This window comes from Blastomonas sp. CCH9-A1 (assembly GCF_001557175.1).
In the GTDB taxonomy this organism is placed as follows: Bacteria; Pseudomonadota; Alphaproteobacteria; order Sphingomonadales; family Sphingomonadaceae; genus Blastomonas; species Blastomonas delafieldii_A.
On record NZ_LSHM01000035.1, the window covers coordinates 45,164 to 69,355 of the forward strand.

At 63.1% G+C, this 24,192-nt stretch carries 19 protein-coding genes and 1 tRNA gene; 6 read left to right on the plus strand and 14 right to left on the minus strand.

From position 1 onward, the window contains the following. Positions 1-431 precede the first annotated feature (431 nt). From AX725_RS11195 to folK, 8 genes are all read right to left on the minus strand, one after another. Entirely contained in the window at positions 432-2,750 is a 2,319-nt protein-coding gene (locus tag AX725_RS11195) for an EAL domain-containing protein (protein ID WP_060980208.1), read from the minus strand. A gap of 363 nt (positions 2,751-3,113) precedes the next feature. Continuing rightward, positions 3,114-4,181 (minus strand): cell wall hydrolase, encoded by a 1,068-nt coding sequence (locus tag AX725_RS11200; protein WP_060977906.1) that lies wholly within the window; start codon positions 4,179-4,181, stop codon positions 3,114-3,116. Between the two features lie 209 nt (positions 4,182-4,390). Beyond that, entirely contained in the window at positions 4,391-5,386 is a 996-nt protein-coding gene (locus tag AX725_RS11205) for a glycosyltransferase (protein ID WP_060977905.1), read from the minus strand. A gap of 76 nt (positions 5,387-5,462) precedes the next feature. Continuing rightward, positions 5,463-6,854 carry an MATE family efflux transporter gene (locus AX725_RS11210; protein ID WP_060977904.1) on the minus strand — a complete coding sequence of 464 codons (1,392 nt, stop codon included), beginning with the start codon at positions 6,852-6,854 and terminating at the stop codon, positions 5,463-5,465. A gap of 148 nt (positions 6,855-7,002) precedes the next feature. Beyond that, positions 7,003-8,835: a DUF885 domain-containing protein gene (locus tag AX725_RS11215; protein WP_066114058.1), complete on the minus strand. Its 1,833-nt coding sequence runs from the start codon at positions 8,833-8,835 to the stop codon at positions 7,003-7,005. Positions 8,836-9,002: 167 nt separating this feature from the next. Beyond that, a complete protein-coding gene (locus AX725_RS11220; protein WP_157759164.1) occupies positions 9,003-9,761 on the minus strand; it encodes a cobalamin B12-binding domain-containing protein in 759 nt (252 codons plus the stop codon). Positions 9,762-10,058: 297 nt separating this feature from the next. Further along, positions 10,059-10,134: transfer RNA gene (locus AX725_RS11225), tRNA-Lys, on the minus strand. An 84-nt stretch (positions 10,135-10,218) separates the two neighbouring features. Next, on the minus strand, positions 10,219-10,713 hold the full coding sequence (gene folK, locus AX725_RS11230) for a 2-amino-4-hydroxy-6-hydroxymethyldihydropteridine diphosphokinase (RefSeq protein ID WP_060977901.1): 495 nt from the start codon (positions 10,711-10,713) through the stop codon (positions 10,219-10,221). Between the two features lie 22 nt (positions 10,714-10,735). Here folK and AX725_RS11235 point away from each other — a divergent pair, with 22 nt between their 5' ends. After that, the gene (locus AX725_RS11235; protein WP_060977900.1) at positions 10,736-11,407 is read left to right on the plus strand and encodes a uracil-DNA glycosylase; all 672 of its coding nucleotides are present in this window, start codon (positions 10,736-10,738) and stop codon (positions 11,405-11,407) included. On the opposite strand, the gene AX725_RS11240 is transcribed toward AX725_RS11235, so the two are convergent. Beyond that, positions 11,391-11,930 (minus strand): (2Fe-2S)-binding protein, encoded by a 540-nt coding sequence (locus tag AX725_RS11240; RefSeq protein ID WP_060977899.1) that lies wholly within the window; start codon positions 11,928-11,930, stop codon positions 11,391-11,393. The two genes, AX725_RS11235 and AX725_RS11240, sit on opposite strands and share 17 nt — an antisense overlap. Before the next feature lie 62 nt (positions 11,931-11,992). Continuing rightward, a complete protein-coding gene (locus AX725_RS11245) occupies positions 11,993-12,754 on the minus strand; it encodes a class II aldolase/adducin family protein (protein WP_060977898.1) in 762 nt (253 codons plus the stop codon). A gap of 30 nt (positions 12,755-12,784) precedes the next feature. Between AX725_RS11245 and AX725_RS11250 the strand changes: the two genes are divergently transcribed. The 3 genes from AX725_RS11250 to AX725_RS11260 all read left to right on the plus strand — a co-directional run bounded on the left by AX725_RS11250 (position 12,785) and on the right by AX725_RS11260 (position 14,563). Then, a complete protein-coding gene (locus AX725_RS11250; RefSeq protein ID WP_060977897.1) occupies positions 12,785-13,432 on the plus strand; it encodes an SOS response-associated peptidase in 648 nt (215 codons plus the stop codon). A 189-nt stretch (positions 13,433-13,621) separates the two neighbouring features. After that, positions 13,622-13,828 (plus strand): 30S ribosomal protein S21, encoded by a 207-nt coding sequence (gene rpsU, locus AX725_RS11255; RefSeq protein WP_007688176.1) that lies wholly within the window; start codon positions 13,622-13,624, stop codon positions 13,826-13,828. 129 nt (positions 13,829-13,957) lie between these two features. Further along, positions 13,958-14,563: an FKBP-type peptidyl-prolyl cis-trans isomerase gene (locus tag AX725_RS11260; RefSeq protein WP_060977896.1), complete on the plus strand. Its 606-nt coding sequence runs from the start codon at positions 13,958-13,960 to the stop codon at positions 14,561-14,563. 64 nt (positions 14,564-14,627) lie between these two features. Here AX725_RS11260 and AX725_RS11265 read toward each other — a convergent pair whose 3' ends face one another. The 3 genes from AX725_RS11265 to AX725_RS11275 form a co-directional block, all read right to left on the minus strand. Next, positions 14,628-15,095, minus strand: a complete 468-nt coding sequence (locus AX725_RS11265; protein ID WP_060977895.1) for an acyl-CoA thioesterase — start codon at positions 15,093-15,095, stop codon at positions 14,628-14,630. Between the two features lie 161 nt (positions 15,096-15,256). Next, positions 15,257-17,926, minus strand: a complete 2,670-nt coding sequence (locus AX725_RS11270) for a TonB-dependent receptor (protein WP_060977894.1) — start codon at positions 17,924-17,926, stop codon at positions 15,257-15,259. Positions 17,927-18,178: 252 nt separating this feature from the next. Then, positions 18,179-19,963: an aminopeptidase P family protein gene (locus AX725_RS11275; protein ID WP_060977915.1), complete on the minus strand. Its 1,785-nt coding sequence runs from the start codon at positions 19,961-19,963 to the stop codon at positions 18,179-18,181. A gap of 222 nt (positions 19,964-20,185) precedes the next feature. Here AX725_RS11275 and AX725_RS11280 point away from each other — a divergent pair, with 222 nt between their 5' ends. Then, the gene (locus AX725_RS11280; RefSeq protein WP_060977893.1) at positions 20,186-22,252 is read left to right on the plus strand and encodes a S9 family peptidase; all 2,067 of its coding nucleotides are present in this window, start codon (positions 20,186-20,188) and stop codon (positions 22,250-22,252) included. Positions 22,253-22,299: 47 nt separating this feature from the next. Here the strand turns inward: AX725_RS11280 and AX725_RS11285 are convergent, their stop codons facing one another. Next, complete coding sequence (locus AX725_RS11285) at positions 22,300-23,139, minus strand: hypothetical protein (RefSeq protein ID WP_067513551.1); 840 nt, start codon at positions 23,137-23,139, stop codon at positions 22,300-22,302. A 313-nt stretch (positions 23,140-23,452) separates the two neighbouring features. On the opposite strand from AX725_RS11285, the gene AX725_RS11290 reads away from it, so the two are divergent. Beyond that, positions 23,453-24,115, plus strand: coding sequence for an energy transducer TonB (locus AX725_RS11290; protein ID WP_060977892.1), 663 nt, complete (start codon positions 23,453-23,455; stop codon positions 24,113-24,115). Positions 24,116-24,192: the final 77 nt, after the last annotated feature.

Here is a 24,192-nt window from a genome sequence, read left to right on the forward strand (position 1 = left end):
AGCGGCGAACTGTGCAATTCTGGCGTTAACCTTTTCGAATCGACAGTCAACTTTGACTGATGATCGCCGGATTGCATCTGCACGACGGCCCTGCGTTTCGTCGGTGCTGCTTGCTGCTCGGCCCTGCGATACCAAAAATGGCCCCGACCTTGCGATCGGGGCCACCTGATCTAAGTTCTTGAAAAAGAACCTCTAAATCAGTTGCTCCAGCCGCCGCCCAGGACCCAGTCCCAGAAGCCGCGAACCGGCTGCTTGGTACGCTTTGCCATTTTTAGCACTCCATTTAGGGCGCGAACTACGAGACACGCCCAGAAAGAAGGCTAACAGAATGTAAAATGGTCAACAAGCCATTAACCAATGACATTGCGCGGCGCGGCGCGCGGCGATTCGCCACGGACTGGAATGCTTAGAATTTTCAAGGATTTGGGTGTTCAGGCAGCCTTGGCTGGCGAGTGATCAGCCAGATAATCGACCAGTGCCTCATAGGGCATGGGGCGCCCGATCAGATAGCCTTGGGCCTTGTCGCACCCCATCTGACCAAGCAGCTGGAGCGTCTCATTGTCCTCGACGCCCTCGGCCACCACCTCTTCACCGAGCGAATGAGCCAGTTCTATCGTCGAATTGACCATGATTCGGTCGGACCGGCTCGATACCAGCATGCGCACGAAGCTGCGGTCGATCTTGAGCTCCGTTGCCGGACAGCGCTTGAGATAGTCTAGCGTCGAAAAGCCGGTGCCATAATCGTCAATCGACAGTTGCAGCCCGATACCGCGCAGGTCGCGCAGTTCCTGCATCGCCGATTCGGCACTGGACATCGCTGCGGTTTCGGTGATTTCCAGAATCAGGCGCTCGGCGGGAAGGCCGTGGCGGCGCAATGTCTGGACCACCATCGGCTTGAGATTTGCATGACCGATGAGCCGCGGCGACAGGTTGACCGCCATGTCGAACTTGCGCCCGCCCTTGTTCAGGCTGGCTGCGACCTGCACCGCGCGGTTGAGCACGTGTTCGGTCAGCTTTTCGATCCGATCATGGCGTTCAGCCGCAGTAATGAATTCCTCGGGATTGATCGGACCCTTTTCGGGATGCGTCCAGCGGACCAGCGCTTCCGCGCCGCAGATCTCGCCGGACAGCAGATCGAGCTTCGGCTGGAACGCGACCCAGACCTCACCATTGTCGATCGCAGCGTCAAGTTCGCCCAGCATGGTCACGCGCCATTCGGTCGCCTCGAGCTTGGTTGGATCATAGACGCGCCAATGCTCGCCGGCATTCTGGGCCTCCTGGCAGGCGAGTAGGGCGCTCGACATCCGGCTCTGGATCGACCGGCCGGGATCGGCATCGACCCCGAAGGCGATACCAAGGTCGATCAGGCGCCCGGAGACATTGGCAGGGCTGCGGAAAATGGCACTGAGACCGGCAAGCTGATCGCCGACATTGCCTACCGAACCGGCCGGAACCAGCCACATGAAAATGCCCTCGTCACCCTGATAGACCTTGCATCCTCCGTTGCCGAGCGACAGGCGCAGGATGATCTGCTCGACCAGTTCCTTTTCTGCAGCAGCAGGCAGAGCTGTGGCGGCTTCGGCATAGTTGTGGATGCGGGCCGCTATCAGTCCATCCTGGGTTTCGACGCCTTCTGCGCGAAGGGCGTTGAGATTGGGATGCCCCGAAACCTCGTTGACCATGCCACGCTCGTCGAACCGCTGGCGATGCAGCCGCCATGCCAGGTGACCCATCGAGCCGAGCATCAGGACTGTCGCCGGCATGATCTGCGTGTAGTGCCCATAGGATTCGAGCAAGAGCGGTAGCCCGAGCGCGCAACTTGGCAGCAGCACCAGCATTCCCAGCACCAGAGGCGTTCGCGAAACGCGCATCATCATTGCGGTGACGGCGAGAGCCAGAAGGAATGGCACCCACCAGCCATAAGTTCCCGGAGCGCCGGCCAGAAGGGTCTCGGCAGCCAGAGCTGCCACGAAAACGCTTGCCGATGGGCCGTGGCCGGGAACCGAATAGCGATTGCCTATGCCGTTGGCATTGGTGCCGATAATGACATCGCGGCCACGCACGCGCGAGACCACCGCGTCACCGCGGACAATCTCGCTCGCACTGATATACGGTAGAGAACCGATGGCGATTGAATAATCAATCGGGAACTCTTCATCGATCCCGCCACGAGCTCCCGACAGAACCGACGCGATCGACGGGACGACAAGGTCGCCGACCCGGTTGGCATATCGGGCCGACCAGACGATATTGTATCCGTTGATCCACACATTCGTGTTCACGAGATGCGAGTATCGCCTTGCCTCATGCGGCGGAATGAGCGGAATTCGCTTGCCGGTCGAATCGTCGTTAGAAAAGGCGGCCGAAAGATAGACTTTTCCCGAATGGCTTTTCAGCGCCTCGATAAGTCGTGGTGCGCCCGGGTCATTTTTGAGGCCATTGATCGGGAAATCGAAGAAAATTCGTCGCGCACCGGCATTTCCGAGATTTTCTATCATCCGGGCATAGCGATCGGCCTTCCAAGGCCAGTCGCCCACTTCCTGCTGCGCCAGATTGTCGATGCCTACCACGACGACCTGACCGCTGGCATTGTGCTCACGCGCTTTGTTGCGGATGGCCAGCAAAAGGTCATCCAGCGGCTCAGCGAATTCTGCCACGCCGAACAACAGGCCCGACACCAGCGTCCAGATGAGCAGGATGCGCATCGGGCTGGCCGGTTTCTTGCTGTTACGAGTGGCGACGGACTTCATGTGGTTACTTCCTCGTAAACCGTCATACCCTGCAGGCGGTTAACCAAATGCAAATTTGCCTCGGATCGAAGGTTTCATCGGTCGCCTGCATCCGGCTCTGGTAGCAGCGGCCCATCCAACGATCGCGTGTGACGTCCAGAGCACCAAGTTACCGAAAACAGGACGGTTTTTTTGCGCCTCCCTGGCTTTTGCGAGCAAGCGGTCGGCAGTCCCTGCTGGCGCCGAGTCCCAATTCGGGACAGGCGGCGGCGCAACATGGCGGCCGAGGTCGGATGATAAGATAGCAAGTGCTAAGCGCGGTTTCGCGAAGCTGGTTGCCAAACGTGGTTAATGCGTGCGTAACGCCGCGTGGCGGAGCGCATTTCAGCTGCCCGGTTGGCGTATCCACTGGCCGGAATTGCGATATTCGGGGCGTATCTGGCTGTTATCGGGCAGGTTGCTGCCGCGCAGCGCATTCTCGCCGCCGCGCCGTGCGATTTCGGGCGCATAGGCAGGCACCGGGCTGCCCGATATCGCGGGATTGGCGACGGCAGAGGGGCGACCAAGCCGCTGGGCTTCGAGCGCGCCAGCATTCTCCGACTCCGCCTTCAGTCGGGCCGCCTCATAGGCCTTGGCCAGCACCAGCGGATCGAGCGGATCGACGCCGCCAGCCAGCGTGAAGACGGTGCGCGGCTTGGGTCCCGGAAAGGGTTCGCCGCCCAGATAGCGCGCGTTGAAGGCGATGCTGCGCCCCGCCGCACCCTGCCAGCGGTAGAAGCGATGCGCGCCGATGGTGCCGATATAATCGAGGCTGGGTGCCCAGTACGGGGAGACTTCGGTCGTGTGATAATGCGTTGCCGTGCCGACCGGGCGATAGACATAGCCGGCCAATGCACGTTCGGCGACGCGGCGTGCCCGCGCCCAGTAGATCGGGCTCGGTGTGCGCGCCATTGCGCCATCACAGCTGAAGGTGAACTGGCAGCCGCTGGCGCGTTCCGACCCCTGATAGACGACGCCGCACACGGTGTTGGGATAGCTCGGATGCATCACGCGGTTGAGCACGACCTGTGCGACCGCCTGCTGGCCGGCATCAGGTTCCATCGCCGCCTCGTAATATATCGCAGCCGTCAGGCATTGAAGCGCGCGGGCATGATCGAGCGGCGATCCGGTCAGGGCCATGCCGCGCACCATGTAGGTGGCTGTGCCCGGGCCAGGCTCCTGATCGATGAGCACCGCAGGCGCGGGCGGCGCGAGCGAGCCTGCATCGTCGAGATAATAGAAGGCGGAGCCTGGAAAATTCTCTCCAGCATGCTCGAATGCCATGCCGCCTTCGGGCTGATAGCGGGGTGCGCGCTCGATCTCGTCGGCGCGCTGGGCGCGAACGATCTGCGAAGCTCCGACCGAAAGGACCAGCGCCAGCAAAAGCCAGGCGATCCATTCGCGCAGACCCATCGCGCCATGGGCTCTCAAGAGGGGGGCAAGGCGCGAAAGCATGGGGAGGAGCGTTATCCTGACGGTGGGGGAAGCGATATGATCGCTGTCACACGCCCCCGATAGCGCAAAACCATTACCAAATCAGCGCCCAAATTGCGCTGTCTCGCACAGGGACACGCATGGCAGCAGGCGTTAACAGGCTGAAAAGCCGGGGTGACTCGAAAGGGTCAGTAGCGCATCAGATCGAGCGAGAGCGTGAGTGCCTGAGGGATCATCCCCATCTTCACCATGCGTCCTGCCGTCCGCCAGAAACCCTGTTTGGTGCCTCCGTCACGCAGATGCGCCTGCATCAGTTCCAGCCCACCGCCGCTCATCGCCTCGGGCGAATATTTGATGCTGTCGATCACCTCGAGCCGCATCCGCGCGCCCACACCGTTGCTGCCCAGTACCGCATCGATCTGGTCGAGCGAGGGAAGGCTGGTGGCGCCTTCGAACGGATCGGGCAGGCCTGCGCGCCGCTGCTGCGCGGCATAGCGCGCGCACGCTGCCCCGATCGCCTGCACCAGAATGTGCTTCTCGCTCACCTGGTCGGGCGAACGGCGATAAAGGAACAGCCGGTCGGGCAGATTGTACAGGTCGTGGCGTTCGCTGACCCGCAGCCACAGGTCATAATCCTCGCAATGCCGGAACGCGGCGCGATAGCCGCCGAGTGACCGGATGACATCGCGGCGCATCATCACCGAAGGGTGGCACATCGCGCTCGCCGCCATCAGCCGCTCGCGGATGTCGGCGGGATGTTCGGGGTGAAAGTCGCTGCACGGAAAGAACGCGCCGTCGGCATCGAGCTCGTCGGTGTTTGTGCCCAGCACGGCGATATCAGGATGCGCCTGCATCCAGGCGAGCTGCACTGCAAACCGCTCTGGCCGCGAGACATCGTCGCTGTCCATCCGGGCCACCAGCGGTGCGCGCGCCTCATCGAGCATGCGGTTGAGGCTGGCGATCAGGCCGCGATTTTCCTGGTGGATCGCACGGATGCGGCTGTCCTGCGCGGCATAGCGATCAATGATGGATCCTGATGCATCGCGCGAGCCATCGTTGACGATCAGGAATTCGAACCGCCCCTCGGTCTGGCCCAGGATGCTCTGGATCGCCTCGGCAACGTACCGCTCCGCGTTGTACACGCTCATCATGACCGAGATCAGTGGAGTATCGGGCGAGGACATGATCAGCGTAAAACCGGATGTGAGAAACTGACTTGCACAAATAGCTGCAACATCGCCTATCGCCAAACGGGTTAACCTATAATTGCCGCAGCTGATTTACCCTGTACCGGGTCAGCCAATAGGCGCCCAGCCCGAAGAGCACACCGCCAACCGCCTGGCCGATCAGCACGCCCGGCGCTCCGGCCATCTGGCTGCCCAGCATCGCGAGTGGCAGGACGCCCAGCGTGTTGCGCCCCCAGTTGGTCCAGGTCGACCAGGACGCGCGATCCAGATTGTTGAAGCTGGCATTGGCGATGAACAGCAGGCCGTTGAAGAAGAACAGGGGCACGACGACCCAGGCAAAGGCATGGATAAGGTCCATGCCGCCCGCCGGCAGATCGAAGATCCAGCCGATCGCATCGACGCCGAGGATCAGCACCGGCCAGATGGCCAGGGTGAAGCCAGCGGCGAAGATCACTGCGCGGTCGATGGTGCCGCGCACCCTCTCGAGCTGACCGGCGCCGTAATTCTGGCCGATGATCGGGCCGATCGATCCCGACAGCGAAAACAGCAGGCAGAAGGCGAGCGGGATGATCCGGCCGATCACCGCATAGCTGGCCACCGATGCTTCGCCATAGACTGCGATCAGGCGGAAGGCGATGATGCCGCCCACCGGCGTCGCCAGATTGGTCAGCACCGCCGGCACCATGATCTTGCGGATGTCGGTGAGATTGGCAGCAAAACTCTCGCGCGAGGGCATGGCAAAGCCGCCATAATGGCGCAGGATCGGAATGATGCCCGTTGCTGCCATCATGATGATCGAGATGACCGTTGCCCAGGCTGCGCCGACAAATCCCCAGCCCAGGGCGAACATCAGGATCGGATCGAACACGGCATTGCCCATCGCCATCGCCAGCGTGGTATTCATCGCGCGCCGGGCGTCGCCATAGGCCCGCAACAGCCCCGAGCAGACCATGCCCGTGACCGTGACCGGGCCGAAAGGCGCCACGATGCGGATATAGCTGACCGCAGCGTCTCGGGCCGCTCCGCTGCCACCCATGAGCTCGACCCATTGCGGGGCAAAGATCCAGAAAACTAGCGCGATCACGCTCGATAGCGCGACGCCGATCATCAGCACCTCGCCCAGCAATGCACGGGTGCTTTCCGCGCGCCCCATGCCGATCCGCCGCGCCGCAAGCGCGCTGATCGTGATCATCAGGCCGATATTGAGCGACGAGTTGAGGAACAGAAGCGTACTGGCAAAGCCGATGCCCGCCGTCAGCGCGGGATCGCCCAGCTGCGAAATGAAGAAGAGATCGACGAAATCGACGACGAACAGCGCCAGCAGGCCGATGCTCGAGGTCAGCGTCATCACCGCCACGTGCCGCATCAGGCTTCCGGTCAGGAATTTGCCGCTGCCTGGCCTGGGTTGCGGGGCAGCTGCGACGCGCATGCCGGTCTCTTCCGATCCGGCATCGGTCGGGGTCATTTCGACAGTGGCATTAGCGGGGTCAGAAATGGCGGCGTGTCCGTCTGTTCGGTCGACATCCAGCGCCGCCCGGTGACGCCCATATAGTCGATCATCGCGTCAGCAAAAGCAGGTTTCTGATCGAAACCCGCTTTTGCGTCAGCAACGATCAGCCCTGGCTGCGCTTGATCCAGTCGTCGACCCGGCGCTCGAGGATCGACAGCGGTTGCGAACCCGATGCGATCAGCAGATCGTGAAAGCCCTTGATGTCGAACTTGGGATCCAGCGCCTGTTCGGCCTTCTGGCGCAGCTCGACGATCTTGAGCATGCCCATCTTGTATCCGGTGGCCTGCCCCGGCAGCGTGATATAGCGCCGGATTTCGGAACGCGAGCGCTCGATCGGCTGGCGGCCGGTGGTGTTCATGTATTCGACCGCCTGATCCTCGGTCCAGCCCTTGGCGTGCAGCCCGGTATCGACTACCAGCCGCGCCGCGCGGAACAGCTCGGCATCGAGCCGCATGAAATCGGCGGCGATATCGGGGAAGGCGTTCATTTCCTTGCACAGCGATTCGGCATAGAGCGCCCAGCCTTCGCCGAACGCGACATAGCCGGTCACCGCGCGGAATTGCGGTCCACTCTTTTGCCGGACCTGAATGTCGCCTTGCATGTTGTGGCCCGGCACCGCCTCATGGCACATCAAAGTGTACTTGGCCGCCGGATCGGGCACGGTGCCGACCAGATGCACATAGGTGCGCGCCGGGCGCGCGCCATCCGGGCTGGGGGCAGAGGCGTGCGCAGCGCCGCCTGCTACTTCGGAGAACGCGGGTTCGCGGACCACCTCGATGCCATAGGCGGGCAGCGTGTTGAAATAGGGGCCGAGCAGACCGCGCGTGTGCTTCACGAACGCATTGGCGCTATCGAGATATTCCTTGCGCGCGGCATCGTCGAACTGGCGCGGCGGATTGAGGCGCGCGCGCTCGGCATAATAGGCGCTGCGATCCTTGAACCCGGCCTTCTGCGCCAGCGCATCCTGTTCGGCCTCGATCCGCGCGACTTCCGACAGGCCAATCTGGTGGATTTGTTCGGCGGTGTAGTCGGTCGTCGTGTTGAGCCTGAGCTCATTGGCATAATAGGCTGCGCCATCGGGCAGCGTCAGCGCGCCCACCTTGCCGCTCGGCGCGTTGGGCAGGCTTGCTCTGGCCCAGGCGATGACCCGCTCATAGGCGGGCTTGAGCGCGACGATCGCCGCGCGCGCCTCGGCCAGATGCTGGTCCGCAGCAGCGCGCGGCAGCTTGCCGGCACTGACCAGCGCCTCGGTCTTGGCCTTCACGTCGGCCCAGAGCGCGGCATCGGGGCCGTCGCCGAAAGGCGCGCCGCTGGTCAGCTTCTCGCTGCCCGCGATGATCGTTTCGACCTGGAATTTCGGTGCGCGGATGCCGGCTGCCTCGCTCGCCTTGGTCCGCTCGATCGCCACGTCGAGCACGGCAGGCATGCCCTTGATGCGTGCGATGTAATTCTTGAGGTCGGTCTCGTCGGCGATCGTGTGCGTGTTGATCAGGAAATCGGGCAACTGGCTGTGCGCCGAGTAAAGCCGCGAATAGAAGGGCGGGCGATAGAGGCGGTTGGCATGGGACAAGGCGGCACGCTCGGCCTCCAGCTCCCAGATGTCGTAGTTGACCTGCGCTTCGGGCGACAGCTTGGCCCGATCGAACTTCGCCTTCATCCGCGCGACGCTGTCCTGCCGCCATTTGAGCTGCGCTGCGGCGGCGGCTTCGCTCGGGTCGTTCCACTTGTCGCCGCCGTCCTTGCGGCCGAGCCGCGTGGCGAGCTGCGGCTGCATCTTCACCCACGCCTCGAACTCGGCATCGAGAAAGGCGGTGAGCGCGGCATCCTGGGTGGTTTCGGCCGTCTGCGCAGCGGCATCACCGGCGATGGCGACCGAAGCGGGCAGCCCCAGGGCAAGCGAGAAGGCGGAAACGGCGAAACGAAGCGACATTTTCATGATGATTCCCCTTGGTTTGGCGCGGACCATAAGTGCATGATTGCAAACGGGGAAGCCCGTCTTCGACGAACGGTATACGAATGTCCAGCCTGCCGACCCGGCATTGCGGCATCGATCGAACCCAGTTTTATGGAAGTACCTTGCCGGGCGTGGCGATTTGACCGAGCTCAGTTCAAATGGGCGGATGCTGCATCCGAGAGCTTTTGCGCCACCAGGACGGCAGTAGGTGCACTGGGGGCTGTCGCGTCGGCACCAACGGCGGCAACCAGCGAAGGATCCTCGGCAAAAAGCGGCCCGCCGACCATGATGCCGATATGCGGGTTTTGCGAGCGCTTGCGGATCAGAGCGATAGTCTCGGAAAGGCTGTCGATCATCTGGGTGGAGCCGGCAGTAAGACCGGCAACTGCAAACCAGCGTGTCCTCGCGGCGTCGGCGATCTCCTCGGCGCACGCGGCCGTTTCGGTCTGCACCTTCCAGCCCGACGCTTCCAGAAACCGCTCCACCATGGTTACGCCGAAAAAATGCTGATCGCCGGGCGTCATGGCCATCAGGACAGTGCGCCGCATGTCGAGTGCATCGCAGACATGCGTGTCGTTGAACGCGGCGAGCAGCTTCTGCAGCCGTGCGACGCCGAGTGTCACGCCGATGAAGTCGCAGGCATCATTGTCCCACATCTCGCCCAGGTGCCGGGCTGTCGGCTCGAGCAGCTCGATGAAAAGCGTTTCCATCGAAAGCCCACGGTCGCGGAGCACAATCACATAGCGCACCGCCGCTTCGAGATCGTCGCCAAGAACAATGTCGGCAAGTCCCGCAATGTCGCCGCGATTGGGCCCCAGGACGGAGAGCACCGCCTCCACCGACGGCGCTTCTGGCACGATCTCGTCGTGCAGGCGCAGCAGCTGCGGTATCACCCGATCGGCGACCATCTGCGCAAGCTGGCTCTGGCGCAGCGCGAGGTCACCCCGCCGATAAATGTCCGGCGCAACGAAATGCGTTTCCAGCTGCCGCAAGCTGTGTCGATCGATCTGCGGGATCGGTGCCTGCGCGCCTCGCCCCATGGCCCTCTCCTATGCGTTCACTGCTTCGGAATTCTATGGACGAACAACATCATGGCCGGACCGGATTGTCGAGAACTTCCTGTTGGCGGAACGAACGACAATCATCAGCGGCTTGCGGAAAGCCGGAAACGTCCGACGTGCTCCAAGTCCGTGCATTTTTGGAAATGGTGAGCCCTGCTGGGTTCGAACCAGCGACCTACTGATTAAAAGTCAGTTGCTCTACCGACTGAGCTAAGGGCCCCCTGGGGGTGGCGCGAGGGTTGCGCCATCGGTGGCCGGGCGGACCCGGGTGCGGGCATCCCCCTAGTCGGGCCGGCCCATCGGGTCAACCCCGTGACGCACGATGGCAAAGCTGCGCGATGCTGAGCCCGGTCAGCGGGTCGCGCCAGTTTGGGGCGATCGTCGCGGCGGGGCGCAGCACGAAGGCGCGGGTGCGATAGGCCGGGTGCGGCACGATGAGCGGCGGGGAAGGGGAATACCAGCTGCCGCCCGACCACAGGATGATGTCGAGATCGAGCGTGCGCGCCGACCAGCGCTGACCGCGCCGCCTGCCGAAGCGCGCCTCGACCCGCTTGAACAGCGCCAGCAGCGCATCGGGCAGCAACGGCGTGGTGATGATCGCTGCGCCATTGGCATAGCGGCGCAGAGAGGGGCCGATCGGCGCAGTCTCGATCACGGGCGCGACGGCCAGGACATCGACCCCTTCGTTCGCCAGCGCGAGCAATGCGGCATCGAGCACCTTGCGTGGAGTTCCGATGCGATGATGCCGCCGGTTAGATCCCAGCGCGATCAGAAAATGCTGCGTACTTGCCTCATCCATGCCCAGCGCCTAGCGCGGGAGCATGATGGAGTTAAGCCCCATTGCGCATACCGAACCCCCGGTCGATTGCCTGCTGTGCCCGCGCCTCGTCGCGCTGCGCCGCGAATGCCAGGCCAGGCACCCCGAATGGTGGAACGCGCCGGTCCCCGCCTTTGGCGATGCGAACGCCTGGCTGGGCATTGTCGGGCTGGCCCCCGGCATGCACGGAGCGAACCGCACGGGCCGCCCGTTCACCGGTGATTATGCGGGCGACCTGCTGTTTGCGACCTTCGCGAAGTTCGGTCTGTCGCGCGGCACATACCAATCGCGGATCGATGACGGGCTGGAACTCGAGGGCGTTATCATCATCAATTCGGTCAAGTGCCTGCCGCCGCAGAACAAGCCGACGCCATCCGAGATCAACACCTGCCGCCGCTTCCTGTCCGCGCAGCTCGATGCGCTGCCCCAGCTTCGCGTGTTCATCGCGCTCGGCCGGATCGCGCATGACAGCTTCCTGCGGCATCTGGGGCTGCGCGCGGCTGCCTTTCCATTTGCGCACAATGCCCGGCACGATCTGGGCGACGGGCGGGTGCTGATCGACAGCTATCATTGCAGCCGGTACAACACCAATACCGGGCGGCTGACCGAAGCGATGTTCGAGGCGGTGTTCGAGCGCGCGCTGGCTGCACGCGACCAGATCACTCCGGCGGGGTGAGCGCGGGCACGTCCTTGGCCGCGTCCTCGGGCGAGATGCCCGGCGGCGGTGCGGCAGCGATCGTTTCCTGACGGCGCATCACCCGGCCCGCCCGCTTGATCGCGGCGCGCACGCGCGGATAGGTGCCGCAGCGGCACAGGTTGCGGATCGCGGCGTCGATCTCGGCATCGCTGGGATCGCTGTTCTTGCGCAGCAGCACGCTCGCCGCGATGATCATGCCCGGGGTGCAGAAGCCGCATTGTACCGCCTGTTCGGCGACGAACGCCTGCTGCACCGGGTGGCTGCGATCGCGGCTCAGCGCCTCGATCGTGGTGACATAGCGCCCTTCGACCTCGGCGATGCTGACCAGGCACGAGCGGATCGCCTCGCCATCGACCACGACCATGCACGCGCCGCAATCGCCGTTGCCGCAGCCATATTTCGTGCCGGTGAGGTTCGAGGCATCGCGCAGCGCCCAGAGCAGCGGCGTCTCCGGGTCGAGCCGGTACTGGACCGGGCGGTCGTTGACGGTGAACTTGGTCATGGGCTCAGCGCTTATCCGAGCCGCGCTTGCAAGTCACCCATCACAGACCGCCCGGATGCGGATCAGTCGCGCCAGCTCGGGTCGATCTTGTCGACCTTGCGCACCATCGCGGCAAAATCGGGCACGCCTGCGCCCATTGGCAGCTGCACCTGGCTGAGATCGCGCTGGTGCACCGCGACCACCTCGTCGGGCACGATGATCGGCTTGCCCATCGACATGGTGGCGAGCTGGATCTCGCACGCGCGCTGGAGCGACCAATAGGTGATGAATGCCTCTGGCAGGGTGCGGCCCATGACGACGGGGCCATGGTTCTTCAGCATCAGCACCCGCTTCCCGCGAACGGCCTCGACCAGCCGCGCGCCTTCTTCAGCGCGGACGGTGACGCCCTCGAAATCATGATAGGCGATGTTGCCGATGAAGTTGCACGCATAGAAATTGGTCGGCTGCAACCCGCCTTCGGTCGAACAGACCGCCATGGTCGCGGTGGTGTGCGTGTGGATGATGCAGTGCATGTCCGGCAGTTCCTTGTGGAACACGCTGTGCTGGGTGAAGCCCGCCTTGTTCACCGGATAGGGCGAGCCGTCGAGCTTTTCGCCATCGGAATTGATCTTGACCAGGTTGGAAGCGCAGACCTCGCTGAAATGCAGGCCATAGGGGTTGATCAGGAAGGCGTCTTCCTCGCCCGGCACCTTGAGCGTGATGTGGTTGTAGATCATTTCCGACCAACCCATCATGTCGAACACGCGGTAACAGGAGGCGAGCAGCTTGCGCGCTTCATGCTCCTCGGTGGTCATCTGGGGGCTCGGCTTCAACGCGGTGGCCATCACGCTCTCCTGTCTCTATCTTTGGTGGCTATGTGCAACCTGTATCGCATGACAAGCAACGCCGATGCAATCCGCCAGTTGTTCGGTACGGCGCTGGGTACGGTCGATCTGGGCGGGGCGAACCTGCCGCCGTTCGAGGGCATCTATCCCGATTACGAGGCACCAGTGCTGGTGGCGCAGGGGCAGGGCGCTAGCCTCGCGACGATGCGCTGGGGCTGGCCCCCTTTCGGCGAGGTCAAGCGGCCGATCACCAATGTGCGTAACCTGAACTCGCCGATGTGGCGCGGCGCGCTGCGCGATCCGGCGCGGCGCTGCCTGGTGCCGGTGACCGCGTTCTGCGAATATGGCGCCGCCCCCGATCCGGTCACGAAGCGCAAGCGGCAGCACTGGTTTGCGCTTGCATCGGGCGAACCCTTCGCCTTTGCGGGCATCTGGCGCCCGGTGGAGGAGGGCGCACGCTTCGCCTTTCTTACCTGCGAGCCCAATGCGCTGGTCGGTGCGGTTCATCCCAAGGCGATGCCGGTGATGCTGGCGGGCGACGGTCTGGGGCAATGGCTGCGCGCCGAATGGGAGGAAGCCGAGCGGCTGGTCGCACCCTTTCCCGATAATGCCATGGCCGAGCTGCCCCCTGTGTCGCCAACCGATGCAAGCGAGGCACAGCCTGGGCTTTTCGGCTGAAACGTGCCGAAATTCCTTGAAAATGCCGATGCGCGCTGGTATCGGCCCCGCGTGACCGACAGCCATGCGGCTGGCGTGCCCTGTTTTATTGGCCTTCTAGCTTTGGCTTTGCTGTCCGTTTTCCGCGCCCCTCGGCGTGGCGCGAGCGGGTTTGCAGGCCGTGAATCGAAATGGAGCTGACGTAAGTTTATGCAGATTCTCGTACGCGATAACAATGTTGACCAGGCGCTGCGGGCGCTCAAGAAGAAGCTGCAGCGCGAAGGTGTGTATCGCGAGATGAAGCTGCGTCGGCATTACGAGAAGCCCAGCGAAAAGCGCGCCCGTGAAAAGGCCGCTGCCGTTCGTCGTGCGCGCAAGCTGGAGCGCAAGCGCATGGAACGTGACGGCGCGAAATAAGCCGGTTATAGCATCGCTAACCTGACGGATCGGGGACGCCGATTCGTCGCAACGACCCCTGATGGGACTGGAAGGTGGAGGCCTTGCAGTGCTTTTCAGGGGTTTGTGGTACGATAACCGGAGGCTGCCATGTCCGTTACCCGCGTTCCCATCCCGCCGCTGGCCAAGGGCTCGCTGACCAAATTGTGGATCGGTGTTGCCGCCGCTGTTGCCATTGCGGGCGGCACGGCCTGGGCCGGCCTGCAGTCGGTGCCGCAATCGGCCGCCGGCTTTCTTGCCAGCAATGGCGATGAACCGGGCGTGGTGACCACCGAAAGCGGCCTGCAGTTCAAGGAACTGGTCAAGGGTAGTGGCCCTTCGCCGACCGATGCGGACGTCACGCTGATCAACTATCAGGGCACGCTGATGGACGGCACGCCGTTCGATGCCAACCAGCGGGTGCCGATGCCCGTTGCCGGATCGATCCCGGGCTTTTCCGAGGCGCTGAAGAAGATGCAGCGCGGCGGCAAGTATCGCCTCTGGATCCCGCCCGAGCTCGGCTATGGCGCGGAAGAGAAGAAGAATCCGCAGACCGGCGAAGTCGTCATTCCCGCCAACAGCCTGCTGGTTTTCGACGTCGACCTGATCGAGTTCATCCCCGAGATGCAGCTGCGCGCCATGCAGCAGCAGCTCCAGGGCCAGGGTGCGCCGGGTGGTCCTCCGGGGGCGCCGCCGCCGGGCATGCCGGGCAATTGATCTGGAAACACGAAAAAGCCCGGTGCCAACACCGGGCTTTTTCTTTGGCTTCAGTTTCTGGCAGTCAGACGCCTTCGGGGCGAACCGGCTCGAACGCGGCGACCATGTCCTTGAACCATTGCGGCACCGGCGCGGGGCGACGGGTCGCGATCGCGAAATGGACATAGCTGATCGTCACCACGGTGAGCAGTTCGTCACCGCGAAAGATGGCGCACTCGCTGGTCAGCGAGCTCGAGCCAAAGCGCTTGATGCGCACCGCGAGGTCGATGATGTCATCTGCGACGGCGCTGCCACGGAAATCGACATCGGCGTGGCGCACCATCATGTCGTGATCGGGACCGAACAGGTTGAAGCCGGTGCTCTCGGGCTTTCCGCTCGCCAGATTGAGCGCGCGGAAATATTCGGTGATGCCGACATCGGCGTACATCAGATAGTTCGCGTTGAAGACGATATTCTGCATATCGACCTCGTGATAGTGCACGCGCTTGGGCGCGATGCTGCGATAATGGGCGCGGATGGGCGCGTCCGACATGCTGTTCCCCTCTCTCGTTCTCGTTTCCGGATCGTCTGCTCCGCATACACAATGCTGGGCACAAAAAAAGGGGGGCATGAAGCCCCCCATTTCCCTGTTTTCAATCGGTTGGATCTCTTGCCAACCTGATCGTGACCAAGCCCGGTCAAACCGTGATTGGATCAGAACTTGAAGCGGATCGAACCGCCATAGGTGCGCGGCAGGCTGGGATAGCCCGAGATGCTCTGCGACTGCGCCACCGAGTCGAACACGGTCGAGATGAACCGGTCGTCGAGCAGGTTGCGTGCCCAGGCGCTGATCTCGAAGCCATTGGTCAGCTCGAGCGTCGCCGACACGTTGACCAGGTCGGTCTGGCGACGGAACTGGCGGGCAATGTCCAGCGCGGGCTGGAAATTGCGGGTACCGTTCGGGTTGGTGACGATGAAGCCCGGCAGACCTTCGGCGATCTGCACGTCGCTTTCATAGGCATAGTCGCCGCGAACGGTGAACTTGGTGCCGCTTGCGAATTCATAGGTGTACGAACCGCCCATCGATGCCGACAGGGCAGGGATGCCCGCCGGGGTCGCACCGGTCAGATCGCCCACCGCCGAGTTCAGGAAGCTGTCATATTTCGGATCGAGATAGGTGAACGCGACGAACAGGTTGAGGCCATCGGTCGGGCGCACGCTGCCGTCGAACTCGATACCGAAGGTCGACTGCTTGCCCGCATTGGCGAGCGCGAAGCCGGTGCCGGTGAAGACGTTGCTCTGGAAGCCGCGGATCGACTGCTTGAACACGGTCAGGTTGAACGCGACCAGCGGCCACTGGGCCTTGATGCCGGCTTCATAGACTTCCGATTCTTCGGGACCCGCAAAGCGCGAACCGGTGGTCAGGTTCGGCAGCGCCAGACCGGCATTGCGGATCGGCGAAGCAGCCGGATTGTTGACCGGCGAGCCCGGGATGAAGTCGGTCGGGAACGGACGGCTGTCACGCGACAGGTTGAACGAGGTCGCCTTGAAGCCGGTGGCATAGGTGGCGTAGATGTTCAGATTGTCGGTGATCTCGTAGTTCGCACGGATGGTGTACGAGAAATCGTCGTCCTTGGTCCGGCCGCTTTCCACCGCGTTGGGGAAGTTGAGGAAAGGCGGCAGGAACTGCAGCGCGCGCAGGCCGAGAAGCGGGTTCACCGCCGGGTTGGTGTTGTTCGCACGGGCAAAGGCCGCAGCGCCCTGCTGAACCTGAGCGAATCCAGCGGGATTTGCCGCCGCGAAAGCGCCGATCTGTGCGGCATTGGCTGCACCGGGCAGGCCAAGAAGCTGGCCGACCGTGGTAGCGGTCGCCTGCTGCGTGATCAGCGTGTTGCCGATGGCGACGAAATCGAGCGCCGAGAACGGGTCGGTGCTGACGACGTTCGAACGGACGCGCTTCTTGTCTTCGGTATAGTTGAAGCCGAAGGTGAAGGTCAGCCGATCGGTCGGCTTCAGGTCGAACTGGCCGAACAGCGAGAACGCGTCGTTGCCATAGGTGAAGTCGTCGAAAATGCCCTGGCCCTGGCGGAAGAAGGTGTTGTTGGGCACGCCCAGCAGCGCTTCGACACCGGCGGCACCACCGACGGCAGGGCCGATCAGCGCGCTGGCATAGCCACGGAAGTCGCGACCGAACAGCAGGTCGTTGGTGAACTTGATGTCTTCGTTGAAATAGAAGCCGCCGAGCAGGAAGTTCAGCGGGCCGTCAAAGTCCGAAGCGACGCGCAGTTCCTGCGTGAAGGTGTCGATCGAGGTGTTGGCGAGGTTCTGGCCGATCAGGTCGGCGCTGGTGAAGTCCGAATCCTGATTGGTCAGCGAACGCACTTCGCGATAAGCGGTGATGCTGGTGAAGGTCAGCGCGCCGACATTCCAGTCACCCTGCAGCGAGGCGCCATAGTTCTCGATCTCGTTGGTCGAGGGGATGTTGTTGCGCACGCGATACGAGAACGGATCGGCCGCCTCGAGCGGACGCGCCTGGCCGCTGGCAGCGCGCAGCGCTGCGGTGATGGCCGGGTTCTCGCGGACATTGGCAGCGATACAGCAGTTTTCGTCGATCTTGTCATAATCGCCGATCAGGCGGAACGACAGGTCGGCGCTGGGCTCCCAGAGCAGCTGGCCGCGCACACCCCAGCGGTCGCGGTTGTTGAACTTCTGCCCCAGGTTCAGGTCGCGCGCATAGCCGTCGCGCTTGTTGATGTTGCCGGCGAGGCTGAAGGCGAGGGTCTCGCTGATCGGGCCGGTAATGTCGCCGCGCAGGATACGGGCATTGAAATTGCCATAGGTCGCTTCGACCTGACCGCCGAATTCGAACTGTGGACGCTCGGTGACGATGCTGATGATACCCGCCGATGCGTTCTTGCCGAACAGGGTCGACTGCGGACCGCGCAGCACTTCGACGCGCTGGATGTTGGGCAGGTCGCCGATCTGCGCAGCCGAGCGCGAGCGGTATACGCCGTCGATGAACACGCCGACCGAAGGTTCGATGCCGGGGTTGTTCGCGCCGTTGCCGAAGCCGCGGATGATGAAGTTGGTGTTGGCCGAGCTCTGCAGCTGCGAGACGCGCAAGCTGGGGACCAGGGTCTGGAGGTCGATCAGGTCACGAACCTGGGCGTCCTCAATGTCTTCGCCGCTGGTGACCGAAACCGCGATCGGAATTTCCTGCAGCGTGGTTTCGCGCTTGGATGCGGTCACGATGATGACGTTGCTGTCGGCGTTCTCGGCATCCTGCGCGGTGTCCTGCGCAAAGGCAGTAGCGGGCATGGCGAGCGTGCCGAGCGCTGCACCCGAAAGCAGAATCGTTTTCAGGCGGGTGTCGGTGATGATCATCGGGTGTTCTCCCCTAAAATGGCTGACAAGAACGGCCCCGTCCCAGGGCTCGTATGGCTTTGGGATGTCCTTATGACTGACACCCGACTGTCACAAATGAAAAGCTAGGAAACGCAGGCGATTCCGCTACCTGCGTGACATTCTTGCAACGCAATTAACCTTTGCCGCGACGTCAATTGCATCGGCAGCAATTGTGCGTCGCAGCATTCCGTTGGCGTAAAGCGGTAGGATCGCCCCAAATTGACGCGGACGTCAACCGATCGGGGCGCAGGCGTCCTCCAGCCAGGCCAGCGCATCGCCCTCTAGCTGCGGCGCTACCACCTCCAGCACCTTGGCATGATAGGCATTGAGCCAGCCGAGTTCGGCGGGGCTGAGCAGTTCGGGTTCGATGCAGTTGCGGTCGATCGGCGCGAAGGTCAGCGTCTCGAAGCCGAGCATGTCGAGCTCCGCGCCCTCGATCTCGAGCGGTTCGACCAGCACCAGATTCTCGATGCGGATGCCATATTCGCCCGCCTTATAATAGCCGGGCTCGTTCGAGCAGATCATGCCCGGGCGCAGCGGCTCGCCCTGGCCCCCGAATGCCGCAATGCGCTGCGGGCCTTCATGCACCGCCAGGAAGCTGCCGACACCGTGCCCGGTGCCGTGCGCATAATCGACGCCATCGGCCCAGAGGAACTGGCGTGCGAGCGTATCGAGCTGGCCGCCGGTCGTGCCCTTGGGGAAGCGGATGGTGGCGAGCGCGATATGGCCCTTGAGTACCTGGGTGAAGCGACGCTTCATCTCTGCTGTGGGCGTACCGATCGCGATGGTGCGGGTGATGTCGGTGGTGCCATCGAGATACTGGCCGCCGGAATCGACCAGATACAGGCTGTCCATCACGATCGGCAGATTGGTCTCCTCCGATACGCGATAATGGCAGATCGCGCCGTTAGAGGATGCACCGGAGATGGTATCGAACGAGGTGTCGATCAGCTTGCCGGTCGCCTCGCGGAATTCGAGCAGCTTGGCGGCGGCCGAAAGTTCGGTCTCACCGCCTGCCGGGCCAGCGATCGAGAGCCAGTGCAGGAAGCGGCTGACCGCAGCGCCGTCGCGTGCCTGCGCGGCGCGATGGCCTTCGATCTCGGTCTGGTTCTTCATTGCGCGCGGCAGCACGCTCGGGTCGCGCTTGGCCACGATCCTGGCGCCCGCAGCCTCGAGCCGGGCGAAGATCGCCGCGACCGCGCGTTCGGGATCGACCGCGACGGCCTTGCCGCTCAGCGCATCGAGCCCTGCAGGAAAGGCGTCATAGCCATGCAGCGCGACCTGGTTGCCAAGATGCGCGCGCAGATCGTCGGTCACCTTTTCGGGGGCGACATAGAGGTCGGCGCTGCCGTCCTGATGCACCACGCCATAGGAAAGCGTCACCGGCGTGTGCGTCACATCGCCGCCGCGCACGTTGAACAGCCAGGCAACCGAATCGAGCGCAGTGATGACCGCAGCATCAAGCTTCTCGTCCGCCAGCCAGGCTGCGACATCGGCCCGCTTTTCGCCCGCATCCTTGCCGGCATATTCGAGCGCATGCGGCTTCATCACCGCATCGGGGCGCGCGGGCTGATCGTGCCATACCGCATCGACGGGGTTGCCTGCCACTTCCTTGAGCGACGCGCCGACCTTGGCCAGCTTTGCGCTCGCCTGTTTCACCCAGTCGCGGGTGTGCAGCCAGGCATCATAGCCGATCACGGCCCCTTCGCCGACATTTGCGCCAAGCCAGTCTGCAACGCTCTGCTGCGCGGTGCCGACATATTCGAACAGCCGTCCGTCGACCTGATCGCGCACCTGGATCGTATAGCGCCCGTCGACGAAAATCGCCGCCCGGTCGGATAGCACCACCGCGCTGCCCGCCGATCCGCCAAAACCGGTCAGCCATTCCAGCCGCTGCGCATAGGCGCCGATATATTCGCTCATATGCTCGTCACAGATCGGAACGACGAAACCATCCAGCCCCTGACGCTTCATTTCTTCGCGCAAGGCGGCGAGGCGGGCTTCATGGGTGGACATCAGCATGGCGGGGTATCAACTCCTTGCAAAAGCGGTTGGGCGGCAAGATAGAGACAATCCGTGACCAGCGCCAGTCTGGCGACCGGACCGTTCTGTCGTGATCCAGTTCGAAGGGAGCCGTACATGCCGATCCGACCCAGTTTCTCATCCGCCATTGCCCGCGCCGCGCTGGTGGCGGCAATGGCCCTGTCATCCCCCGTTCTTGCTAACGAAAGTGCATCCATGCCCGACACGCCCCAGCCGCCCATCGCCGATCAGCGGCCCTATAGCTACGAACGCCACGGCGTGACCGTGCAGGACCCGTGGCACTGGCTGCGCGACCAGGGCTATCCCAAGGTCGATGATGCCGATGTGCTGGCCTATCTGGAATCGGAGAACCGCTGGTTCGAAGCCGCGATGCAGCCGCACCAGGCGCTCACCGACGCGCTGTTCGAGGAGATGAAGGGCCGCATCAAGGAGGACGATAGCTCGGTTCCCCAGAAGGACGGCGACTGGCTCTACTGGGTCGAGTATGACAAGGGCGCGCAGTACAAGAAATGGTATCGCAAGCCGGTCGCAGGCGGCGAGAAGCAGCTCATCCTCGACGAGACCGAGCTTGCCAGGGACAAGGACTATTTCCGCCTCGGCGCCTTCTCGGTCAGCCCCGATGGCAGGTTGCTCGCCTATTCGGTCGACGACAACGGGTCGGAGCGGTTCGAGGCGCGGTTCAAGGATCTGACCACCGGCACCATCCTGCCCGATGTCATCCCGGGGACGCTTTCCAGCCTGGTCTGGACCGCCGATGGCAAGGCGCTGATCTATGGCCTGGCCAACGAGAACTGGCGCACCGACAACGCCCGGCTGCACGTGCTGGGCACGCCGCTGGACAAGGATGTCGAGCTGTACAAGGAAGCGGATGAGGGCTTCCGCGTCGATGTCGGCATGACCTCGAACGAGAAGTACATCGTCATCGCCACCGGCGACAACGAGACCAGCGAGATCCGGTTGCTGCCTGCGGACAATGTGCTGGCCGAACCGATCCTGGTCAGCCCGCGCAAGAAGGGGCGCGAATATGACGTCGAGGAGCGCGACGGTACGCTGTTCATCCACACCAATGATGAGCATGTGAACTTTCGCCTCGCCACTGCGAGCATCGACAATCCGGGCGAGTGGACGACGCTGATCCCCGGCAGCGACGATTTCTACATGACCGACATGAATGCCTTCAAGGACTTCTATGTCATTGAAGGGCGGCGCGGTGGCCTCGATCAGATCGAGATCCGGGATTATGCCGACCCCAAAAAGGTCCAGCCGATCACCTTCCCCGAGGCGAGCTATTCCGCGTCATTGGGCGACAATCCCGAATGGGACATGAAGGTGCTGCGCCTCGCCTATGAATCGATGGTCACGCCCGACACCGTCTATGATTATGATGTCGCGACGCAGAAGCTGACCGTGCTCAAGGTGCAGGAAGTGCCCTCGGGCTACAACGCCGCCGACTACGAGACCGAGCGGCTGATGATCGCCGCGCGCGATGGGACGCAGGTGCCGGTCTCGATCATCTATCGCAAGGGCTTCAGGAAGGACGGCAGCGCGCCGCTGCACCTTTATGCTTATGGTGCCTATGGCTATGCGGTGCCGCCAAGCTTCTCGGTCACCCGGCTCAGCCTGGTCGATCGCGGCTTTGCCTATGCCATTGCACATATCCGCGGCGGCGACGATCTGGGCCGCAAATGGTATCTCGACGGCAAGCTGACCAAGCGCACCAACACGTTCAACGATTTTGTCGACGTCGCCAAGGGGCTGATCGCCAAGGGTTACACTTCGAAGGGCAAGGTGACAGCTAGCGGCGGCTCCGCAGGCGGCGAGCTGATGGGCGTGGTCGTCAACACCGATCCCGATCTGTGGGGCGCGGTCGTGGCGCATGTGCCCTTCGTCGACGTGGTCAACACGATGCTCGACGAGAGCCTGCCGCTGACCCCGGGCGAATGGCCCGAATGGGGCAATCCGATCACCGACAAGGCGGCGTTCGACCTGCTGCGATCATACAGCCCCTATGACAATGTGAAGGCCCAAGCCTATCCGCCGCTGCTGGTGACCGCTGGGCTCAACGACCCGCGCGTGACCTATTGGGAGCCCGCGAAATGGGTGGCGAAGCTGCGCGTCACCAAGACCGATGACAACGCACTGCTGCTCAAGACCAATATGGGCGCAGGCCATGGCGGCAAATCGGGCCGGTTCGATTCGCTCAAGGAAACGGCCGAGGAGTTCGCCTTCATCCTCTGGCAGATGGGCATGGCAGGCAAGTAAGCGGGTGAGGGCCGGGGCAGGGCGTAGCGCGCTGCCCCGGCAACCCGTCAGCGGCAGGGACCGAGCTGTTCCAGCACGAAATTATAGTCGCGCCGCGCCAGGTCGTTGTCCGCAGGCGTATCGGATACAAGCGCGCGCGCCGGGATTTCGCGCGGCAGGAAGCAGGCGAGCCGGTACCACAATAGCGTGTCGCGCTTCGGCGGAGCGGCGGCCTCGTCCACGATCTCGGTCAGCGACACCGCCCAGCGCGGTGCCAGGCCGGGACGGCGCAGGACGGTGATGGATACCGGGTCGCCGGTCGACGTTGCCAGAAAGACCTGCGTCTCGCCTTCACCCTGCAGATTGCCGCGCACGTGCAGTGCCTCGCGGATGCCCTTGATCGCGGGCGGCGCGCCGGTGCTGACCAGTTCGGTCACGATCGTGCGCACCTGCTGCTCGGTGGCCGCGGTCCAGGCGACTTGCGCGTCCTTGGAGACAAGCTGCACCTCCCCGGCACGCGTCCCGGGGCGGGCGAACAGCAGGAACTGTTGCTTTTTCAGCTTGGGAACGTTGCCCTTGGCGTTACGCGGCACGTCAACCAGATAGCGAATCGATTCGCTGACGCCCTGCTTTCCGCGAATGAGATTCAATACCTGCGCCTCGACGAACAGCCGTGCCATAGTGGGAGCGACGTCGGGCGCGCGCGCCGGATCGACGACGGTGGTCTTCTTGACCTGGACCCGCAGCACCTGCGGAGCGGCATCCGCGAGGCGGGCCAGGGCGACATAGCCAGGTCCCTCCGTTTCGGATGAAACCTGTGCATTCGCGCCGTATACGATAGGAAAACCACCACTAATTGCGACGGTTAAGGCGGTGGCGGCAGCAAGCGATTTGAGCGCGTGCGGCATGGGGGAGTCTCCTCGTTTTCGCTGTCCGGAAGGGCGGCTGTCGGGGCTCAAAGGTTAATTCAAACTGAATCCATTTAAGCGATTGCCTGCTGATAAGTTGCGCGTTAAATCCCCTTTCGGGCAAGAGAAAAACAAACCAGAGGCTGGAACACGGCTGGGGAGCGGAAGGCAAACCTTAACGGGTTGCAGTCCGCAACTTGTGTGTTTCATGCACCAGCTGCGGTCATCGGCTGGTTTGTCCGGGTGTCGTGGATTGCAATGTCGGCGCTCCCCGGATGACGGGTTTCAATAGGGTAAGGAGCGTCGTTTCTGAATGGCCTATGCTGATCAACAGGCAAGCGGAAACAAGATAGTTTCCCTCGTTATCGTGGCATTGATCCACATCGTGGTGATCTATGCCCTGGTAACAGGACTTGCATATAGTGCGGTCAAGACGGTGGCTGAAAAGCTGAACGTCGTTGACGTTGAGGAAGAGGTGATCGAGCCGGAAGAGCCGCCGCCACCTCCGCCAGACCAGCCGATCACGCCGCCGCCGGTCGTAACGCCGCCGCCGATCGTTCGGACGCCGCCAACTACGGCGCCGGTCATCACCACCACCAACACTCCGCCGCCGGTGTTCATCCCGCAGCCTGTCGCTGCGCCGCCGCCTGCGCCTCCGGCACCGCCGCCGCCGCCTTCCAAGGCTTCGGGTGCATCGCCGCGTGGCAACCCGGGCAGCTGGGCAACCCCCAACGATTACCCCGCTCGCGCACTGCGTGAAGAGCGTGCTGGTACCACTCGTTTCCGCGTCACCATCGGTCCCGACGGCCGTGTGACGAACTGCGAGATCACCGGATCGAGCGGCCATGCCGACCTCGACGAGGCGACCTGCAAGAACGTGACCCGCAGGGCGCGCTTCAAGCCGGCTCTCGACGCTGCCGGAAACGCGATTTCGGATACCTATTCGAACGCGGTTCGCTGGGAAATTCCGAAGTAACATTTGGACTGGATGCCGCTGCGGCGGATTGGGTTTTGGTTCTAGACGCACCGATTTTTCACGCGGCGCTCTATCTA